Raw genomic sequence first — 19,412 nt, 5'->3', positions numbered from 1 at the left:
GGGCGATCGCTTCCTACTCATCAAAACCCTCCCAAAAATATAAGGACACAGCAATGCTGTGTCCCTACAGATTAAAGGCGAGCGTCCGAAATTAGGAGGTTTATTCTACTCCCTCAATCCGGTCTTCCACCTCCTGATACAACTCACGCAAGCGATCCAAATTGTTCTCCGAAGTCTCCCAATAACCCCGGCCATTCACCTCAAGCAAAGTGCTGACAATCTTGCGGAAAGAATGAGGATTTAAGTTAAGCAAACGCTTCTGCATCTCCTCATCTTGGATAAACGTAGTGTTGACATCCTCATACACCCAATTATCCACAGCGCCCGCCGTCGCACTCCATCCAGTCGTATTCACCAGACGCTTAGAAATCTCCCGCACGCCTTCATAACCGTGCGACAACATCCCCTCGTACCACTTCGGATTCAGCAGCTTAGTCCGCGAATCTAAACGCACGGTTTCTGATAGCGTCCGCACCTGCGCGTTGGCTGTGGTTGTATCAGCAACAAAGGATGCCGGTTTCTTCCCATCTGCGCGCAAACTGCCGATCAATTTAGTCGGATCGGAGTCGAAATAGTGCGACACGTCGGTTAGGGAAATCTCAGCAGAATCCAAGTTTTGGAAGGTGACTTCCGCAGTTTTTAAGGATGATTCAAAAATCTGCCGATCTTGTTCCATTGTTCCGGGATTGTCGGAAGAAAAGGCGAAGGATTTGCGAGTTAAGTACATTTCCTGCAACTCGGCTTCGCTTTCCCAAGTGCTGTTTTCTACCGCCAAGTTGACGTTAGATGAATAGGAACCAGAAGCATTGGAAAAGACGCGGGTTGCTGCTTGGCGCAGGTTGATTCCCATTTCTTCCGCTTGCTTTAGGGCGTGTTTGCGGACGAAGTTCATCTCTAACGGTTCGTCGGCTTCCGCTGCCATTTTCACGGCTTTATCTAACAAGTTCATTTGGTTGATGAACAAGTCGCGGAATACGCCAGAACAGTTAATTACTACGTCGATCCGAGGGCGTCCCAACTCTTCTAAAGAAAGCAATTCGAGTTTGTTTACCCGGCCCAAAGCGTCGGGAACTGGCTTCACTCCCACCATCCACATTACTTGCGCGAGGGATTCGCCGTAAGTCTTGATGTTGTCGGTTCCCCACAGCACAACGGCGATCGTTTCTGGGTAATTTCCGCCGTTATCAACGCGCTGTCTTTCTAACAGCCGATCGACTACAACCTTAGCAGACTTGATCGCCCCCGTGGTAGGGATTGACTGCGGGTCCAAAGCGTGCATATTCTTCCCAGTCGGCAAAACATCCGGGTTGCGAATCGGATCGCCGCCTGGGCCTGGGATAATGTATTCGCCCTCTAGGGCGCGCAATAATGCGCCCAATTCGTTATCGGCGCAAACTTGTTCCAAGCAGAATTCTAGATACTCAAACAGCGGTTTAATCAGTTCTGGATCGACCTTTTTGTAACCCGCTGCGTGCAAGGCTTCAATCCAAGGTGTTTTCTTGCCCATGTTGAAGAAATTTAACTTGGAAACCAGGGAAACTCGACCCTCAGCATCGGTTTGTTCCTTCACCAAAGCGCCAACAGCATCCCGACAGGCTAAGGTGATGTTTTGTAACAATTCAACATCTGCTAAAATGCCTTTGTCGTTGTTGGTGTAGATCTCGTCAATATTGCGATCGAGACTTTGAGCAATAATCCGCGACAAACTGATTAATCCGTCTTCTTCCCGGTCTAAATTGGCAATGTTAACCAAAGTTGCGATCGCCTCTTCAGCAGTCGGTGGCTTACCGATCACGTGCAAACCGCAAGGTAACAACCGCGACTCAATCTCCATCAACTTGCGGTAAACCAAGCCAACTAAATTATCCCGTTCCTCGGCAGTCATATCCGCAGCAACCCCTCGTTCTTGTTCGGGAGGTAAGGCGATATCCTTATCCAAATTCACCAAACGGCATTTTTCGACGATCGCATCCACAATCGGCACACCCCGCCCAGTCTCTTTCAAAGTTTGATAAGAAGCAATTAACTCGCTGAGTTCCTGCAAACCTTTGTACAACCCAGCATTTTCAGCCGGAGGAGTCAGATAACTGATTGTTTCAGCATAACTGCGGCGCTTAGCAATTGTTGCCTCACTAGGATTATTGGCGGCGTAATAATAGAGGTTAGGAATCTTGCCGATCAAACTGTCAGGATAACAATCGACAGACATTCCCATCTGCTTACCGGGCATGAATTCTAGCGAACCATGAGTGCCAAAGTGCAGCACCGCATCCGCACCCCAAATGCGCTCCAAATATGTATAGTAAGCAGCAAAACCGTGGTGCGGGCTAGCAGAACGAGAGAATAACAACCGCATCGGATCGCCTTCGTATCCAAAAGTAGGTTGCACTCCGATAAACACATTGCCAAAATGTTTGCCAAAAATCAGCAAATTTTGTCCGTCGCTGTTCAAATGTCCCGGAGGCGGCCCCCAATTTTCTTGCAACCGTTCCGAGTAAGGAGTGAATTCTTCGTATTCAGCTACGGACATCCGGTAAGCAATATTTAATTCGGGACTTTGGTATTGGGCTGTTGCGTCATGGATGACTTCTTGCATCAGTTTTTCGGCGGAATCCGGCAATTCTGGCAAGTCGTAACCATTACCTTTTAAGGCTTTCAATACTTCGTAAATCGAGCCGAAAACGTCCAAGTAAGCTGCTGTTCCGACGTTGCCTTTATCAGGAGGAAAACTGAAAACTGTGATCGCAACTTTCTTATCTAATTTTGGTTTGCGGCGCAGCATTGCCCATTTCATGGCGCGCTGGGAAATGGCTTCAATTCGATCTTGCAGGGCGATCGCCTTTCCAGTTGCGCCATCACGTCCCGACACAATAATCGGTTCGATCGCACCATCCAACTCAGGAATCGCAACTTGCAACGCAACTTGAATCGGGTGCAAGCCTAAATCGCTATCTTCCCATTCTTCCGTCGTTTGGAAAACCAGCGGCAAAGCCACCATGTAAGGGCAATTTAACTTTTTCAAAGATTCGATCGCCTTCGGGTGATCTTGTTTCGCCGGGCCGCCCACCAAAGCAAAACCAGTCAGAGAAACCACCGCATCAACAATCGGCAGAGGTGTAACACCTTTTGCCCCGACTTCCAAGAAAAAAGTCTCCACAGGTTTCGAGAAGTCCAAACCGCCGGCAAAAATCGGCACAACCCGCGCGCCCATTGCCTCCAATTCCTGCACCATTGCTACATAGTGCGCGTCATCTCCCGTGACTAAGTGAGTGCGTTGCAACACTAAACCAATGCAGGGTGCGAGGGGATCTTTGAGATCCGCAGAAATATCTGTACGGGCATTAAACCAGGTCAGATATGCTTTTACATCTTCAAACATCGACGATGCCAAAGGATGCCAAATTCCCATGTCTGGGTAGACAACAGGTTCTTGGAAAGTCGGCTGTGACTGGCCTTTGAAGACATATTTATGTGACAGCATCAGCAAGAAGTTTTCCAAGTTTTCTTGGGAACCTCCCAGCCAATACTGGAAACTCAGCATGAAGTTGCGGGCATCTTGGGCTTTGTCGATGGGCAAATATTTCAGCACTTTCGGCAAAGTTTGCAGCAGTTTCAGCATTCCGTCTTGGAAGGAACTCCCGGATTTTTCCTTCCGTTTTTTCATGAATTCGCCGATCGCACTTTTGCTTTGTCCCAACTGTGCCATCGAGAAACTGCCCATTTTATTGAGTCGCATCACCCCTGGCATCGACGGGAAGACGACGGCGACATCCAAGCTGTCGCGCAGCGGTTCAACTGCCGCTACCACTTTTTCTGCCAAATCTTCGATGAAAATTAGAGAAGCAATAAATACATTGGCATCCGCCACATCCCGCTTGAAGGCCTCGTAATTTTCCGGGCTGCGGAGTTCCTCGATCAGGTAGCCGCTGATTTCTATTGCCAGATTCGGATTTTTCTGGTTTATCGATCGAACCGCTGCCGACAGGGCGCTTTGATACTGCGGTTCCAGTACGACATAGACCACCTTCATGAGCGATCGCCCCTGCAAGTTTTCCGGCACGACGTGGCGAATGGTGGGCTTGACGTGAGTGAACATCCGGTTAGGCTCCTTTAAGATGCTGTTTTCGGGAATCGGGAATTTTTTTATCCCATAAGCATTTTTACCAGAAAACGCTTGCCATTAGGCGATTTGAGCCTGCACATGACACAATTCGACAAATTTAGGTCAAATTTTCGTTACATTTTTTTATAAATTCCTTGAGCAAATACTCCATTTTTTATTTACAAAAATTTACTTGACATTATAGCTTTAATGTGTATAGGATTAATTAGTAGGATAAAAATAATTAAAAATTAACCAACGATTGAGAAAGAAATCCTGAAAAAAGTTCCAAGTTTTGTAGAATAGATCGAACTTGCGATCGCTCAATTAACTGAGGAAAAAAAAGCATAAATTCGGCAGAATCGAGCATTATATAATTGCTGAGTTCGCAAAATAGATATGTTCCCAGTAATTTAAAACCCTTTCATAACGTCTGTTTTGTGTAAATTCCTGATCGGCGATCGAGTTCATGGAAAGCTAATTGCTATCAACTCTCAAACTCATCAAAACTTTAGGGGGAAAACATGGCTAACTACGCAGTTTTCGACGAACAATTTTACCTTGCCTCATATCCTTGGATCAAACCAGCCATTGATGCCGGAGTCATCAAATCAGGACTAGAACACTTTCAAAAATTCGGTCAAGCCAGCGGTCTAACCAAAGTATCGCGTTATTTTGACGAAAATACTTACCTGACTGTCAACACAGACCTCAGACCGTTCGTCCGCACTATCAATCCAAACGCGCCGTTTGCGAGTGGGCTCGATCACTTGATTCAGTTCGGTTACGAAGAAGGACAGCGCCGCAGCGCAGTATCGCCAGAGTACAGCGAAGATTTTTATTTAGCAAATAACTCAGAGTTGCGATCGTTTGTCGGCCCCAATGCACCTTTCAAATCGGGATACCAGCATTTCATTCAATTCGGCTCAAAAGAAGGTCGTTTTGGAACTTCATTTTTTGAACCGGAATACTTAAGAGAAAACCCCGACATTGTGCCGTTTATAAACTCTGGAGCCCTGAGAACTGGTCGGGATCACTACTTCAATTTCGGGAAAAATGAGCCAAGCCGCGACGCAACTTTTGTTGGTAGCCGCAGCACCGATATTCTCACTGGTGTTGGTGTGGGGAATACCGAACTGATTGGAGTGGAAGTAGGTATCGATCCCAGGGGCAACCGGCAGTATGAAAGCTTTGGCACCAATGAATTCGATGTCCTGATTGGCAGTCCGGGAGCTGATAGATTCGTACTGGGAGTTCCTGCTACAGCCGGGAATGTCACCCCGACACCGCTGTATTTGGGTAACGGTCAAGCTACGATTCGCAACTTCGACATACAAAGCGATTTTATCCAACTGCAAGGAACTTCTTTAAACGGCTACAGCCTGACTCCCATTGGCAATAATTTGTCAATCCAGCGTTTTGGAGATGTGCTCGGCGTGATTGAAGGAGGAGCAACCTTGGGTTTAACTTTCCAAGAATCTAACGGTAATGGTACTTTCTTGATTGGTTAGTCATTGGTCATTGGTCATTAGTCATTGGTCATTAGTCATTAGTCATTAGTCATTAGTCATTAGCTAATGCTGATGATTAATGATTTTTTATTGGTGGTGGGCGATGGTTCTATAAAAAAGATCGCACTTTACATTCTTAAAGAAGCAACCATGAATTACGATATCTTTGACGAACAATACTACCTTTCGCAATATCCGTGGCTGAAACCAGCCATTGATGCAGGAATCATCACATCTGGAAGAGAACACTTTGAAAAATTTGGTCAAGCCGCCGGTCTCACCAAAATATCCCGGTATTTTGACGAAGAAACTTACCTTGAGGGAAATCCAGAGCTTAAACCCTTTGTCCGCACAGTCAACCCAAACGCGCCTTTTGCTACAGGACTAGACCACTTTATCCAATATGGTTACGAAGAGGGTCGCACTCGCGTATCGCCTGACTACGACGAAGCATTTTACTTAAAAAGATATCCCGTACTGGCTCCGTTTGTAGAGAACGGAACTTTTAAATCAGGATTTGAGCACTTTGTCAAATTCGGATCGAAAGAAGGTCTTTATGCGAACACCTTTTTTGAAGAACAATACTTGCTAGACAACCCGCCTGTAGCAGCAGCAGTTAAGGCGGGAGATTTTCAAACGGGCGGAGAACACTACCGAAAATTCGGGCAATTTGAACCCGATCGCACTGCGACTTTTTTCGGAACTTCCGGCAATGATATCCTTACTGGTTTCGGGGTGGGAAATGTTGAATTAATTGGAGTTGAAGTAGGTGTAGGTATTAACGGCGGCAGAGAGTATAAAAGTCAGGGCATCGATGAATTCGATACTCTCATTGGCGGTAGCGGTAGCGATACATTCGTGTTGGGTCGTACATTCCTAACTACGACAAATAGAGGGCAATTATTGAGCGTCGATCAAGGGTTATACCAGGGGCCAGGTTGGGCTACAATTCAGAACTTTACCAAAGGTCAAGATCGCATTCAGTTAACATTTGGCTATCAATACAGTATATTTCCGATCAACAATAATCGAGATTTAGCAATCCAAGTCAGTTCTGACACGATCGCTGTAATTGAAGGCGGTGGAAATCTGAGCTTGAATCGATTGCCAGTATTTGGTGAATTGAGAACTTTATTCGGCTAGAAATATCGAAGCGATTAATTAGTCGGTGTTGATTTTGTTTGTGGCGATCGCACATTCGCAAAAAGGGCGATCGCACTTTTGTGTTTGCCCTAAAAATAATAAAACAGGCTTAACAATAATTAACTTGACATACTGAGTTAGTAGAATTAGTAATAGTAGTTTAAGTTTAACAGACAAGTAAGCAGACTAAGCTTGGAGCAAAATTTATGACTAATTATGAAATTTTTGACGAACCATACTACCTGGCGCAATATCCTTGGGTGAAACCGGCTATTGATGCAGGAATTATAAAATCCGGCAGAGAACACTTTGAAAACTTCGGTCAAGCCGGCGGCATGACCAAAGTATCGCGGTACTTTGACGAAGAAACCTATCTATCTAAAAATCCAGATATTGCTCCCCTGGTTCGTAGCGCCAACAATCCAAACGCGCCTTTTGCCTCTGGTTTAGACCACTTTATCCAGTTTGGTTACGATGAAGGCCGCACCCAAGTATCACCTGACTACGACGAAGCATTTTATTTAAAACGATACCCCGTACTTGTGCCGTTTGTACAGAACGGCACTTTTAAATCGGGTTTGGAACACTTTATCAAATTCGGAGCCAAAGAAGGTCTTTATGCGAACACCTTTTTTGAACCCGAATACTTGCTGAAAAACCCCGATGTAGCAGCAGCAGTCAAGGCGGGAGTTTTCAAAACAGGTGGGGAACACTACCGAAAATTTGGACAATTTGAGCCAGCGCGATCGGCTACATTTGTCGGGACTAAAGACACTGACATTGTAACGGGATTTGGTGTAGGAAAAGTTGAAATCACTGGCGTTGAAGTATCTTTAGATGCAGCGGGAAATAGAGTTTATGAAAACAGACCCTTTCCTAACGATCGCGATACGCTCATTGGCGGTCAAGGTAGTGATACTTTCGTTCTCGGTGTGAAGGGGAATCTATTCTACAGGTCGTATATCGTCGCCAGTGGCGCAGCTACGATTAAAAACTTTGACCCGCAAGCCGATAAGATCCGCGTAGCGGGAACGCGAGGCTGGTACAACTATCAGTTTAACGCTTCTGGAAATTTTCAGATTGAGGGACTACCAAGCTCTAGGGTTGTCCCAGTGATTGCTGAAGTCGAGGGTGTTGCGAATATGCCGTTTCTAGAAAATCGGGAACCTAATTTCTTGATTTTCGATCGAGTTGCTGTATTGGATAACTTTTGGGAAGCTGGATATTTAGCAAACAATCCCGATGTTGATGCGGCTGTTCAAGCAGGAAGTTTTGCTTCAGGTCTCGATCAGTATACAAAAGTTGGGCAATTTGAAACAAATCGCTCTGCAACTTTTGTGGGGACTTCTGGGAATGATGTTGTGACTGCTTTTGGCAAGGGAAAATCGACAGTTATTGGAGTTGACTTTGAGGGCCGTTATTTGAGCTACGGCAGCAACGAATTTGATACCTTGATTGGCAGCGAAGGTGCTGATACTTTTATTTTGGCTCATAATAACATTATTTCGCGACCGAGCACTGGTAGCTACAGGGACATAACTCAACAATTGTATGAGGGCCCGGGGGAGGCTCGCATTCGTGGCTTCAACCCCAATCAGGGAGATACTCTTCAGCTAGCAGGAAAACTGGATTACTATCAAATATCTCCAGTGGGTGCAGATTTAGTCATCTCACTACGAGGAGATAGAATTGCAATTCTTGAGGGAGGTGCGGACTTAAATTTGAGACAACTGACATTTCCTAACGCTGAGTTTGGGAATATCAATCCTTTCTTGCTAGGCTAGAAAGCTATTAATCTTAATGAGAAACCCGATCGAACCAAGCAACCGGGTTTCTCAAAAATTTAGCCCGACAATTAAGCCCGATCGCGCGCTAGCTTCAAAACCTCAACCGCATCTTTGTGGCCCTCCGAAGACGCCCAAATTAACGCAGTCCAAGTATTATTATCATACGCTTTGATATCCGCTCCTTTATCGATTAAAAATTCCACAACTTGAGTGCGCCCGCTACCTGCGGCACTCATCAAAGCCGTCAAACCAAAATTAGTTTTAGCATTCACATCCGCCCCCGCCTCCAGCAAAAGCTGTACAATCTCCGTATGTCCGGCAGCAGCGGCACTCATTAACGGCGTCCACCCGTCATTATCGTGACTGTTGACATCCGCACCAGCCGCCAGCAAATTTTTGACGATCGCCGAATTGCCAGCCTCAGCCGCAGCCGTCAAAGCCGTCGCACCTTCCTCATCTTTGGCATTGATATCTGCACGCTGTTCGATCGCACTTTCTACAGCCCCAACATCACCCGTCTTGACGGCATTAATTAAATCTGTCATAAAATCTCCCTTGCATCCTTTCAAATCTTAAATCCTATGGCAGTAGATATTTTAATCCTCTCCAACGGCCCCGGAGAATTGGCAACTTGGGTGCGTCCCGCCGTGCAAGCTTTGCGCGAGCAATTGGCAAACGCGGGCACTCAAGCCCGCATCTCTGTGGTGCTGTCCCCCTGTCCGCACGCCACCGGGAAAGAAGCACAAATCGCATCTTCCTACCCAGAAGTTGACAGAGTGCAAGCACCGGAGCATTTTTTTCCATTCTTATTATCGGGCAAAACTGCTGGAAATTGGGATTGGTATGAAACAGGAGTTGTTTTGTTTTTAGGCGGCGATCAATTTTTTACAGTTGTGATTGGCAAAAGGCTAAAATATCGCACTGTTATTTATGCTGAATGGGACGCGCGGTGGTATCGCTGGATTGATAAATTTGCGGCGATGAAACCACAAGTTTTTGCTAAAATTCCCCAAAAATATGCTAAGAAATTTACAGTAGTCGGAGATTTGATCGCCGAAGTAGGGAACGGGAAATCGGACAGGGCGGGCACGGGGGCACCGCCCCTACGGAAAATAGAATTAATTGGATTGTTGCCCGGTTCTAAAGCCGCCAAATTAGCTTTAGGTGTACCGTTATGTTTGTCGATCGCCCAATCCATCCACCGCCTCCGCCCTGATACTCGCTTTGTAATTCCCGTTGCTCCTACCATAGATGTGCAAACTCTAGCACGTTTTGCCGACCCGGAACAAAATCCTTGCCTGCATTTATTTGAGAACGCTAGCGCCGAACTTCATTTAACAGAAACGCCGTTTTTGCAGACAGCAAATAACTTGCAAGTAGAACTTTGGACGCAGACACCCGCCTACGATTTGCTATCAGAATGCAGCCTGTGTTTAACTACTGTGGGAGCGAATACTGCCGAATTGGGTTCGTTAGCCGTACCGATGATTGTTTTGATTCCGACGCAGCAATTGGATGCGATGAAAGCTTGGGATGGTTTGCCGGGTTTGCTGGCAAATTTGCCGTTAGTCGGTTCAGTTTTTGCTACGGTGATTAATTGGCTTATCTGGCAATTGGGAAAGGGAAAGCTTTATGCTTGGCCGAATATTTGGGCACAGGAGGAGATTGTGCCGGAGTTGATTGGGAAGCTGGAACCAGAAGTAATTGCTCAATTGGCGATCGACTATTTGAGCCATCCTGAAAAATTAGCACAAATGGGCGATCGTTTGCGTGCGGTTCGAGGAGAATCGGGGGCGGCGAAAAAAATTGCTGAATTGGTTTGTGAAGAAATTGAGGTGCAATAATCCATAAAACCTCGTAGGGGGGGGCTCACCAACAATCTCTGACTGTAATTCATAATCTAAATAAACCCGCCCCCACCCAACGGTAAATATCAATCTGCATTATTCCCGTATTTTATAAATAAAATAGGAAATAATTTGATTTGTATCGTAGGGGCGGGTTCACCACAAATCTCTGACGGTAATTCACGATCTAAATAAACCCGCCCCCCCAACTCAATCTGCATTATTCCCGTATTTTATAAATAAAGGTTGATACAGGCTATTAGTTGGGTGGGGGCGGGTTTTTGAGATTGTCGGTTTTTGGCAATTATTGTTGGTGAACCCGCCCCTACAGGAACTTAACCTCGATTTCAATTTAACTTCACTGACTGACAGAGCCTTTCCCGAAAAACTTAGGCGGTGCTGCCATAGTGTAAACTTCGGTTTCAGCGGCGATTACCTGTCGTAAGTGACCGGGAACTTGCATCAATCCCAACAGTGTAATCCCATCGAACATCCGCAACCCGCCAGTTGTTTTCTCGGCGAGTAATTTGTCAGTAACTTCGGGATCTGGTCGCGTATTTATTTCTTGATTAGAAGCTACGGCAAAACCCCAAGGAGCTCCATAAGTAGAAATAAAGCTGGTGCAGGATTGAACATTGGAGAAAACAGATTTCAGGGTATTTACAATGCGAGCGTGCATTTTCATTTCGGCAGGAGAAACTGGTCCGGCTTGCACTACGAAATATCCGTTAGGTGACATTACGCTGCGAACTTTCTCAAAATACTCCTTGGTAAACAACTGGAAAGATGGGCCTTCTTCAATGGGATCGGACAAGTCAGAAATGACAATATCCCAATCATTGTCTGTTTTGTCTAAATAGTCCAAAGCATCGCCGATTACTACTTCGCAGCGGGGGTCGTCAAAGGCATTTTGGTGCATTTCGGGCAGGTGTTCGCGGCAAGCTTCTACTACTTCGCCGTCAATGTCGATCATCACGACTTTTTCAACTGTTTTCCAGCGCAGCACTTCTCTAATTGTAGCTCCTTCTCCGCCGCCGAGAACGAGGACTTTTTTGGGTGAACCGTGACAAATCATGGCTGGGTGCACCAGGGGTTCGTGGTACAGAAACTCGTCGCCTGTACAAGATTGCCACTTACCGTCTAAAACTAAGCCTTTGCCGTAGGTACCGGTCTGAACTACGTACATTTCTTGATAGGCTGTTTTCTTGTAAGCGAGCACCGCGATGACGCCGTGAACGTAAATATCCCAAGGGGTAATGTACTCGCTCATCCAAAAGTCTGCACGAACTTCGCTACCTGACATCAATTACTCTCCAAATATAAACTGCTGTGTCGATGTTCTCACAAGTAGTAGTTATTAGCACAAAATGGTGCGGGTGTGTAAGTACGATCGACACATTAAAGTGAGATTTCTCAGCAATGCTATAGTGTGATTGCGTTCTGGGAACTCGCAATTGGCTTGGTACTTGAGATTGCTTGTGGGCGAGCGCGGGCCCAGTCGAGATCACTTTTCCCGTCGCCCCCGGTCGAGATCACTCATATTTAATATTTTCGCTTTGCATTGCCGGCGGGTTTTGTACAAATGTTGTCTGAATCGGGAAATTTTTCGCGCTGGGCCCGCCTTTATCAGTTTGCGATCGGCCTGCTTATTTATCAATAATCGGATGAAAACCCCGCAAATGCGAGAGCGGGGAATAAAAGTAGCGATCGGTTTTCACCCGACTTGTTATTAATAACTTGACATTGAGAATGTATATTAGATATGATTTTTAGACCTAGCCAAATAAAGGCAGCGTTGAACTTTTCGGGCCAAATTGCCGACGCGATGTGCGACAAACTTATCACTAGGTAAAGGGTGCAACTAAATTTACTGATTAAACTGTTAGGGCACTATTTTTAGGTTCAAAATAATAGCCGATGGAACCAACAGACTGGGAAAAAAGAATCAAAGAGCTGGAAAATGAAAATCGAATGCTGCGGGAAAAACTCGAAAATTCTGAAACCGAACGCAGCCAATTACAAGCCCTTAATCAAGAAAAAGAATCTTTGCTAAAAAAGCTCACTGAGGAATTTAGAGATTCCGAAAATATTTTAAAAGCAAGAATGTCTACACTAGAAAAAGCTTTGCAAAACCAGCAAACAACGCAGCTCAAATTGATCGAAGCCGAAAAAATGTCGGCTTTGGGCATTTTGGTAGCTGGTATTGCCCACGAAATCAACAATCCCGTCAACTTCATCTACGGCAATATTACCTATGTCAATGACTACGCTGGCGACATTTTAACATTGCTAGCAATGTACCAGGATAGGTATCCCGAAACAGATGCAGAGATTGAAGCTTTTCTGGAAAAAATTGACATCGACTTTTTGCGCGAAGATTTTTTGAAAACTCTTTCGTCAATGAAAGTGGGCTCCGAGCGCATCCGCGAAATTGTGTTGACTTTACGCAACTTTGCGCGGGTAGATGAAGGTGAAAAGAAACCAGTTAACCTTCACGAAGGAATTGACAGCACATTGTTAATTTTGCAGCACTTAACTAAAGAAAAACCCGGTCATGCCGCTATTAATCTTATTAAAAATTATGGAGAATTGCCCAAGATCGAGTGTTATGCGGGGCAATTAAACCAGGTGTTTATGAACATTATTAATAATGCTGTTGATGCCCTGCGGGAGCGAGAGCAAAAGTCTTCAGTGGACGATATCGAAGCCAACCCTATCCAGATGACAATTACTACTTCTATTATTTCCGAGAATTGGGCAAGAATTAGCATCAAAGATAATGGTCTGGGAATGAATGAATCTGTAAAAGCAAAAATTTTCGATCCGTTTTTCACCACCAAACCAGTTGGGCACGGGACGGGTTTGGGATTGTCAATTAGCTATCAGATTGTTGTGGACAAACACGGCGGGAGGTTAGAGTGCATCTCCGCAATTGGAGAAGGGACTGAATTGGCGATCGAGATTCCGATCGCCAATTCCCGCAGCTAAGATCGATCGATCGAGCTAAACTGAGGGATAATGAAAACTCCCTTTGACCGCGGCTCCTCCTAGTTTGATGTGCAACCTTATGTCTACTGTCACTTTTGGTTTGTCAACCCCTATAGCGGCAGAGGCCGGGGCATCCTACGGCAGCAGCGAACCGCCACAGCGCCCCACCGTGCGGGCAGAATGGATCGAGGTATTGGTAGACTCTCCTTTCAGGGTGGCGGGGGACTCTGCAGGGGAGGAAAACAAGTTATTTACCTATCGTTTACCTGCGGAACTTACCGTGCAACCAGGGGATATCTTGAGTGTACCCTTTGGCAGTCAACAGGTAGGGGCGATCGCGATTCGGTTCATTTCTCAACTGCCGCCAGACTTAGATCCGGCGCGGGTTAAAGATGTCGAAGATGTTGTCAGTGCGGGCTTTTTCCCACCGACTTACTGGGAATTGCTCGATCGCACCGCCACCTATTATTGCACACCATTAATTCAAGTAATTAGAGCCTCGTTGCCGCCCGGTTTGTTAAGCCGTTCCGTGCGCCGAATTCGCTTAATTAAGGACGCAATTTCTCCGAATGCCGAAACATTTCTCAATCCGGCAGCGAGTCAAATTTTGCAATTGCTGCAAGCTCAAAAAAACGGCGATTACACTTGGCAATACCTTCAGCGACAAGTCAAGGGAAGTTATCGGGGATTGAAAGATTTATTGAAACGCGGTTGGGTAGAAAGTTATTTAGAACCTCCCAATCCTCCCAAACCACAACTCAAACCGGCAGTGACATTAATTGCTAGTGCATTTGTCACAGATTTAACCAAGCGGCAACAAGAAGTATTGGAAGTTTTGCGGCGTGGCGGCGGTGAAATGTGGATGAACGATTTGCTGAGAATTTGCAGCGCGAGTTCTTCGGTTGTCAAAAATTTGGAACAAAAAGGTAGCGTTGTCATCGATCAAAGGGAAGTGCTCAGGGGCGATCGCGGAATTTCTCAATTGCCAGATGCACCGAAGACTTTAACTCATTTTCAAGCTCAAGCCTTAGCGTTTATTAACTCTTTTTCGGGATTTCGTCAAGTGCTGCTGCACGGCGTTACAGGTTCCGGGAAAACCGAAGTGTATTTGCAGGCGATTGCCCCCATCTTAGCCAGGGGCAAATCCGCCCTCGTACTCGTTCCCGAAATCGGCCTCACACCGCAACTTACAGACAGATTCCGAGCCCGTTTTGGCGAGCAAATTTGCGTGTACCACAGCGCCCTATCCGAGGGCGAACGTTACGATACATGGCGTCAGATGCTGACTGGAACCCCGCAAATTGTCATCGGCACGCGATCGGCCATTTTTGCGCCATTACCTCACCTCGGCTTAATTATCCTCGATGAAGAACACGACAGCAGCTTCAAACAAGACCAACCAGCCCCCTGCTACCACGCCCGCACCGTTGCCAAATGGCGCGCCGAATTAGAAAATTGTCCCTTAATTTTAGGTTCCGCAACGCCAGCATTAGAGACTTTGGTGGGGACGCGCCGAGATTATTACTCGTTACCAAATATCCATTATTTATCATTGCCCGATCGCATTTATTCCCGCCCGATGCCGCCTGTGGAAATAGTCGATATGCGCCAAGAATTGCGGCAAGGAAACCGCTCAATTTTCAGTGCTTCCCTGCAAAATGCCCTGGAACAATTGCAAGCAAGACAACAGCAAGGTATCCTGTTTATTCACAGAAGAGGACACAGTACCTTTGTCTCTTGTCGGAGTTGCGGCTATGTAATGGAATGCCCGAATTGCGATGTTTCCCTGTCTTATCACCACGTCGGCGAAGGAACCGCAGAAATATTGCGCTGTCACTACTGCAACCACACAGAAAGACACCCCCAAAACTGCCCGGAATGCCGTTCTCCTTACTTCAAAAACTTTGGTAGTGGCACTCAGCGAGTCGAACAGGAATTAACGAGATTGTTTCCCCAATTGCGGGCAATTCGGTTTGACAGCGATACGACTAGAAATAAGGGCGACCACCGCAGATTGTTAACGCAATTTGCTAATGGGGAAGCTGACATTTTGTTGGGTACGCAAATGCTGACGAAAGGGTTAGATTTAGCTGGAGTCACATTGGTGGGAGTTGTGTCTGCTGACGGGTTGCTGAACTTATCGGATTATCGGGCAAGCGAACGAGCTTTTCAAACATTAACTCAAGTCGCGGGCCGTGCGGGCAGAGGCGACGATCCGGGGCGGGTAATTATTCAAACTTACACTCCCGAACACCGGGTTATTCAAGCAGTTAGGCGGCACGAATATGCGGGTTTTGTGGAAACAGAATTAGCAGAAAGAGCGGCGCTAAATTATCCTCCTTCGGGGCGGCTGGTTTTGTTGCGATTGAGCAGTGTAGATGCGGCGGAAGTGGCGGTGACAGCGGTACAATTGGCGTCTGTTTGTCAGGAGTATATTGAGCGATTGTCTGTACCGGGATGTGAATTGTTGGGGCCTGCACCTGCGGCGATTATGCGGGTGGCAAATCGGTATCGGTGGCAGATTTTGCTGAAGTTGCCTTTGGATGAGTCGGTGGATTTGTCGGATTTGATCGGATTGCGCGATCGCACGCCGCGTTCTGTTAGTTTAATTATTGATGTCGATCCGTTGAATTTTGGTTGATTGGTGGTGGAGAAATGCGATCGGGTACAGGAGAGGGCGGGCACGGGGGCACCGCCCCTACGATTATTTTGGGGTAGGGAAACGGCACTGCCGTGTCCTCGATGCTGTCAACAAGGGCGTTAAACCCTCAGTCCGGCAGGGGTTGAAACCCCTGCCTCAAAGCTAAAGTCCTCTTAAGAGGACTGAGAAAAAGACTTGTAAACTGATTAGTCCTCTTCAGAGGACTTTCGCTATTAGACAGGGAATTCATTCCCTGGCGGACTGCCGGGTAGGCGGGAGGACTAGCGGACGAAAAGCTTAAGTTGACACCAATGGGCACGGCGCCGTTTCCGTACTGTAAATCCTACCAACTAAGGCAAATCCGTACTCCCCATCAGATAAAGATCGCACTCCCGGGCCACGCCGCGCCCTTCGTTAATCGCCCAAACCACCAAACTTTGTCCCCGGCGACAGTCACCAGCCGCGAAAACTCCCGGAATGCTGGTTGTATATTTTTCGTGCTCCGCTTTCACATTGCTGCGGGCGTCACGTTCCAATCCCAGCGCATCCAGCAAGGGCTGTTCCGGGCCGAGGAAGCCCATCGCTAGCAACACAAGCTGTGCGGGCAACACTTTTTCGGTGCCGGGGATGTGGTTCGGAATGAACTGCCCTTTCTCGTTTTTCGCCCACTCCACTTCAACGGTGTGCACAGCTTTGACATTGCCGTTTTCGTCGCCCTCGAACTTTGTCGCCGTGGTGAGATAGCCGCGGGGGTCGTCGCCGAATTTGGCTGCGGCTTCTTCTTGGCCGTAGTCGAGACGGTAGACTTTCGGCCATTCGGGCCAGGGATTGTTGGCGGCGCGTTCCGAGGGCGGTTTGGGCAGGATTTCTAGCTGTACGAGGCTTTTGCAGCCGTGGCGGATGGAGGTGCCCACGCAGTCGGTGCCGGTGTCGCCGCCGCCGATGATCACGATATCTTTGCCTTCGGCGGAGATGAAGTTATCGTTGGTGCTCTTGTCTAAAACTGCTTTGGTGTTCGCAGTCAGGAAGTCCATTGCGAAGTGGATGCCTTTTAATTCCCGGCCGGGGATGCCCAAGTCGCGGGGTTTGGTGGCGCCGGTACAGAGCACAACGGAGTCGTATTCTTTTAGCAGTTGTTCGGCTGGTAAGTCTTTGCCGACTTCGGTGTTGCAGACGAATGTCACGCCTTCGTCTTCAAGGACTTTGAGGCGGCGCATCACGACTTGTTCTTTGTCTAGCTTCATGTTGGGGATGCCATACATTAGCAGGCCGCCTGGTCGATCGGCTCTTTCGTATACAGTTACCCAATGACCGGCTTTGTTGAGTTGCGCGGCGGCGGACAAACCTGCGGGCCCGGAACCGATGACGGCGATTTTTTTGCCGGTGCGTTTGGCGGGCGGTTCGGCGGTAATCCAGCCTTCATCCCAACCTTTATCAATAATTGCGGCTTCGATGTTTTTAATCGTGACTGGCGGGTTGTTGATGCCGAGCACGCAAGCGCCTTCGCAGGGTGCGGGACAGACGCGGCCGGTGAATTCCGGGAAGTTGTTCGTTTTGTGGAGTCTGTCTAGGGCTTCTTTCCACAGTCCGCGATATACTAGGTCGTTCCATTCGGGGATGAGGTTGTTAATCGGGCAGCCACTTGCCATGCCGCTGATAATTGTGCCCGTGTGGCAAAACGGAATACCGCAATCCATGCAGCGCGCGCCTTGGGTGCGGAGTTTGTCCTCCTCCATCGGTAGGTGAAATTCGTCCCAGTTGTGGACTCTCTCGACTGGTGAGAGTTCGGAGGGCAGTTCGCGCAAGAATTCGATAAAGCCTGTTGGTTTTCCCATAGTGGTGTTCTGGTTAGAATTTACTATTCTGGTAGTTTGTCAAAGCTGAAGCCTGTATGCTTATGAACTAACTATTGTCATATAAATTGTGGGCGATCGCACCTCAGATTGAGCAATTTGTACATGAAATCTTTAATATCGCCGGGAGTCGGGGAATTGTCGGCAGCGGTAAAATATAGATAGATGGACAGCAAAGAAACCGGGTTTTTTACGGGTATTAAAGGTTTTAAAGGTTTTGATGCAGTATTTTCGTCCATCAAACCCGGTTTCTACGTAATTTCAGCATGGCTTATTCTCCGACGATCGCATTTACGGCTAAAGCCACATCTGAAAACTCTCGCGGGTTAACTCAGACGGCCCGCCAGCATCAACTTTCAAGCGCCGTCCCCATCAGCAGGGCTCGAAATACAATACAAAAAGTTACAGGCCTTGCCAAATATTAATTTCAGGATATACTACTGTAAATCGGTCAGATATATGGAGTTAATACCATCAACTCCTAAAATAGGTACACAAAGTCATGAGCATTACAATTGAGAACGTATCGAAACACTTCGGCTCCTTCCACGCCATTGACAACGTGAGTTTGAAAATAAAAAACGGCTCTCTAGTCGCGCTTTTAGGGCCTTCCGGTTCGGGGAAATCGACTCTGCTGAGGATGATTGCCGGACTCGAACCGCCGGACACGGGTCATATTTACTTGATCGGGGAGGATGCTACCCAGCAGTCGGTGCAGGAACGGCATATTGGTTTTGTGTTTCAGCACTATGCTTTGTTCAAACACATGAGTATTCGGAAAAATATTGCTTTTGCGATGGAAATTCGCAAAGTTCCTAAAGACTCTATTCGCAGGCGGGTTGATGAACTTTTGGATTTAGTGCAGTTGACAGGTTTGGGCGATCGCTATCCTTCGCAACTTTCCGGGGGCCAGCGGCAGCGGGTTGCTTTGGCCAGAGCTCTCGCAGTTCAACCGAAAGTGCTGCTGCTAGACGAACCTTTTGGAGCATTAGATGCTAAAGTACGCAAAGAATTGCGATCGTGGCTGCACAACCTTCACAAAGAAGTTAACATCACCACAGTTTTTGTGACTCACGACCAAGAAGAAGCTATGGAAGTAGCCGATGAAATTGTGGTGATGAACAAAGGTAAAGTCGAACAAGTTGGCACTCCTGCTGAAATTTACGACAAACCGGCGTCAGCTTTTGTGATGAGTTTTATTGGGCCGGTCAATGTGCTCTCGAATACTGCGGGTTTGTTCGCCAGCAACGCCACAACGGCTCACAAGAACGGAGCCGCCCATTCTGAAGTAGTGTTTTTGCGCCCCCACGATGTGGAAATTAAAACTAAGCCGGAGTCTGGTTTTGCATTAGCAACAGTCAGCCGCATCATTCATTTAGGGCGGGAAATACAAACCGAGTTACTGTTAGAATCGCAGCAGGTAGTAACAGCTTACGTGAGTCGCGAGCGCTTCGATTCTCTACAGTTAACGCGAGATCAGCAGGTTTACGTCAAGCCCAAACACGCGATGACTTTCCCTGTTTATTCAATTTAAATCAGC

Annotated in this window: 11 protein-coding genes; 7 read left to right on the top strand and 4 right to left on the bottom strand. The window is 47.1% G+C overall.

Going from position 1 to position 19,412, the window contains the following annotated elements; genetic code table 11:
- Positions 1–100: 100 nt before the first annotated feature.
- Positions 101–4,096: a magnesium chelatase subunit H gene (locus tag QUB11_RS04570; RefSeq protein WP_333199757.1), complete on the bottom strand. Its 3,996-nt coding sequence runs from the start codon at positions 4,094–4,096 to the stop codon at positions 101–103.
- A 530-nt stretch (positions 4,097–4,626) separates the two neighbouring features.
- On the opposite strand from QUB11_RS04570, the gene QUB11_RS04565 reads away from it, so the two are divergent.
- From QUB11_RS04565 to QUB11_RS04555, 3 genes are all read left to right on the top strand, one after another.
- On the top strand, positions 4,627–5,613 hold the full coding sequence (locus QUB11_RS04565; protein ID WP_333199759.1) for a calcium-binding protein: 987 nt from the start codon (positions 4,627–4,629) through the stop codon (positions 5,611–5,613).
- A gap of 150 nt (positions 5,614–5,763) precedes the next feature.
- Positions 5,764–6,756 (top strand): calcium-binding protein, encoded by a 993-nt coding sequence (locus QUB11_RS04560; protein WP_333199881.1) that lies wholly within the window; start codon positions 5,764–5,766, stop codon positions 6,754–6,756.
- Between the two features lie 206 nt (positions 6,757–6,962).
- Positions 6,963–8,540: a hypothetical protein gene (locus QUB11_RS04555; protein WP_333199761.1), complete on the top strand. Its 1,578-nt coding sequence runs from the start codon at positions 6,963–6,965 to the stop codon at positions 8,538–8,540.
- Between the two features lie 71 nt (positions 8,541–8,611).
- Here QUB11_RS04555 and QUB11_RS04550 read toward each other — a convergent pair whose 3' ends face one another.
- The gene (locus tag QUB11_RS04550; protein ID WP_333199763.1) at positions 8,612–9,088 is read right to left on the bottom strand and encodes an ankyrin repeat domain-containing protein; all 477 of its coding nucleotides are present in this window, start codon (positions 9,086–9,088) and stop codon (positions 8,612–8,614) included.
- Between the two features lie 36 nt (positions 9,089–9,124).
- Here QUB11_RS04550 and QUB11_RS04545 point away from each other — a divergent pair, with 36 nt between their 5' ends.
- Positions 9,125–10,387, top strand: a complete 1,263-nt coding sequence (locus QUB11_RS04545) for a lipid-A-disaccharide synthase (protein ID WP_333389915.1) — start codon at positions 9,125–9,127, stop codon at positions 10,385–10,387.
- A 361-nt stretch (positions 10,388–10,748) separates the two neighbouring features.
- On the opposite strand, the gene QUB11_RS04540 is transcribed toward QUB11_RS04545, so the two are convergent.
- Positions 10,749–11,693 carry a fused MFS/spermidine synthase gene (locus QUB11_RS04540; RefSeq protein WP_333199769.1) on the bottom strand — a complete coding sequence of 315 codons (945 nt, stop codon included), beginning with the start codon at positions 11,691–11,693 and terminating at the stop codon, positions 10,749–10,751.
- Between the two features lie 614 nt (positions 11,694–12,307).
- Between QUB11_RS04540 and QUB11_RS04535 the strand changes: the two genes are divergently transcribed.
- Positions 12,308–13,378, top strand: a complete 1,071-nt coding sequence (locus QUB11_RS04535; RefSeq protein WP_333389913.1) for an ATP-binding protein — start codon at positions 12,308–12,310, stop codon at positions 13,376–13,378.
- Between the two features lie 79 nt (positions 13,379–13,457).
- Positions 13,458–16,019: a primosomal protein N' gene (gene priA / locus QUB11_RS04530; RefSeq protein WP_333389912.1), complete on the top strand. Its 2,562-nt coding sequence runs from the start codon at positions 13,458–13,460 to the stop codon at positions 16,017–16,019.
- A 350-nt stretch (positions 16,020–16,369) separates the two neighbouring features.
- Here priA and gltD read toward each other — a convergent pair whose 3' ends face one another.
- Positions 16,370–17,854 carry a glutamate synthase small subunit gene (gltD, locus tag QUB11_RS04525; protein WP_333253831.1) on the bottom strand — a complete coding sequence of 495 codons (1,485 nt, stop codon included), beginning with the start codon at positions 17,852–17,854 and terminating at the stop codon, positions 16,370–16,372.
- Between the two features lie 520 nt (positions 17,855–18,374).
- Between gltD and QUB11_RS04520 the strand changes: the two genes are divergently transcribed.
- Positions 18,375–19,406: a sulfate/molybdate ABC transporter ATP-binding protein gene (locus QUB11_RS04520; protein WP_333199775.1), complete on the top strand. Its 1,032-nt coding sequence runs from the start codon at positions 18,375–18,377 to the stop codon at positions 19,404–19,406.
- The last annotated feature ends 6 nt before the right edge of the window (positions 19,407–19,412 follow it).

Origin of the sequence: Microcoleus sp. B6-A1 (assembly GCF_036705085.1) — a bacterium.
Taxonomy (GTDB): domain Bacteria; phylum Cyanobacteriota; class Cyanobacteriia; order Cyanobacteriales; family Microcoleaceae; genus Microcoleus.
The sequence above is the reverse complement of the archived record's forward strand: the minus strand, read 5'-3'. Positions and strand labels throughout refer to the sequence as shown.

What these genes read in the sequence shown, in the direction of transcription:
- QUB11_RS04570 (WP_333199757.1), bottom strand. Translation starts at nt 4,096, where the DNA reads ATGTTCACTCACGTCAAGCCCACCATTCGCCACGTCGTGCCGGAAAAC.
- QUB11_RS04565 (WP_333199759.1), top strand. Translation starts at nt 4,627, where the DNA reads ATGGCTAACTACGCAGTTTTCGACGAACAATTTTACCTTGCCTCATAT.
- QUB11_RS04560 (WP_333199881.1), top strand. Translation starts at nt 5,764, where the DNA reads ATGAATTACGATATCTTTGACGAACAATACTACCTTTCGCAATATCCG.
- QUB11_RS04555 (WP_333199761.1), top strand. Translation starts at nt 6,963, where the DNA reads ATGACTAATTATGAAATTTTTGACGAACCATACTACCTGGCGCAATAT.
- QUB11_RS04550 (WP_333199763.1), bottom strand. Translation starts at nt 9,088, where the DNA reads ATGACAGATTTAATTAATGCCGTCAAGACGGGTGATGTTGGGGCTGTA.
- QUB11_RS04545 (WP_333389915.1), top strand. Translation starts at nt 9,125, where the DNA reads ATGGCAGTAGATATTTTAATCCTCTCCAACGGCCCCGGAGAATTGGCA.
- QUB11_RS04540 (WP_333199769.1), bottom strand. Translation starts at nt 11,693, where the DNA reads ATGTCAGGTAGCGAAGTTCGTGCAGACTTTTGGATGAGCGAGTACATT.
- QUB11_RS04535 (WP_333389913.1), top strand. Translation starts at nt 12,308, where the DNA reads ATGGAACCAACAGACTGGGAAAAAAGAATCAAAGAGCTGGAAAATGAA.
- priA (WP_333389912.1), top strand. Translation starts at nt 13,458, where the DNA reads ATGTCTACTGTCACTTTTGGTTTGTCAACCCCTATAGCGGCAGAGGCC.
- gltD (WP_333253831.1), bottom strand. Translation starts at nt 17,854, where the DNA reads ATGGGAAAACCAACAGGCTTTATCGAATTCTTGCGCGAACTGCCCTCC.
- QUB11_RS04520 (WP_333199775.1), top strand. Translation starts at nt 18,375, where the DNA reads ATGAGCATTACAATTGAGAACGTATCGAAACACTTCGGCTCCTTCCAC.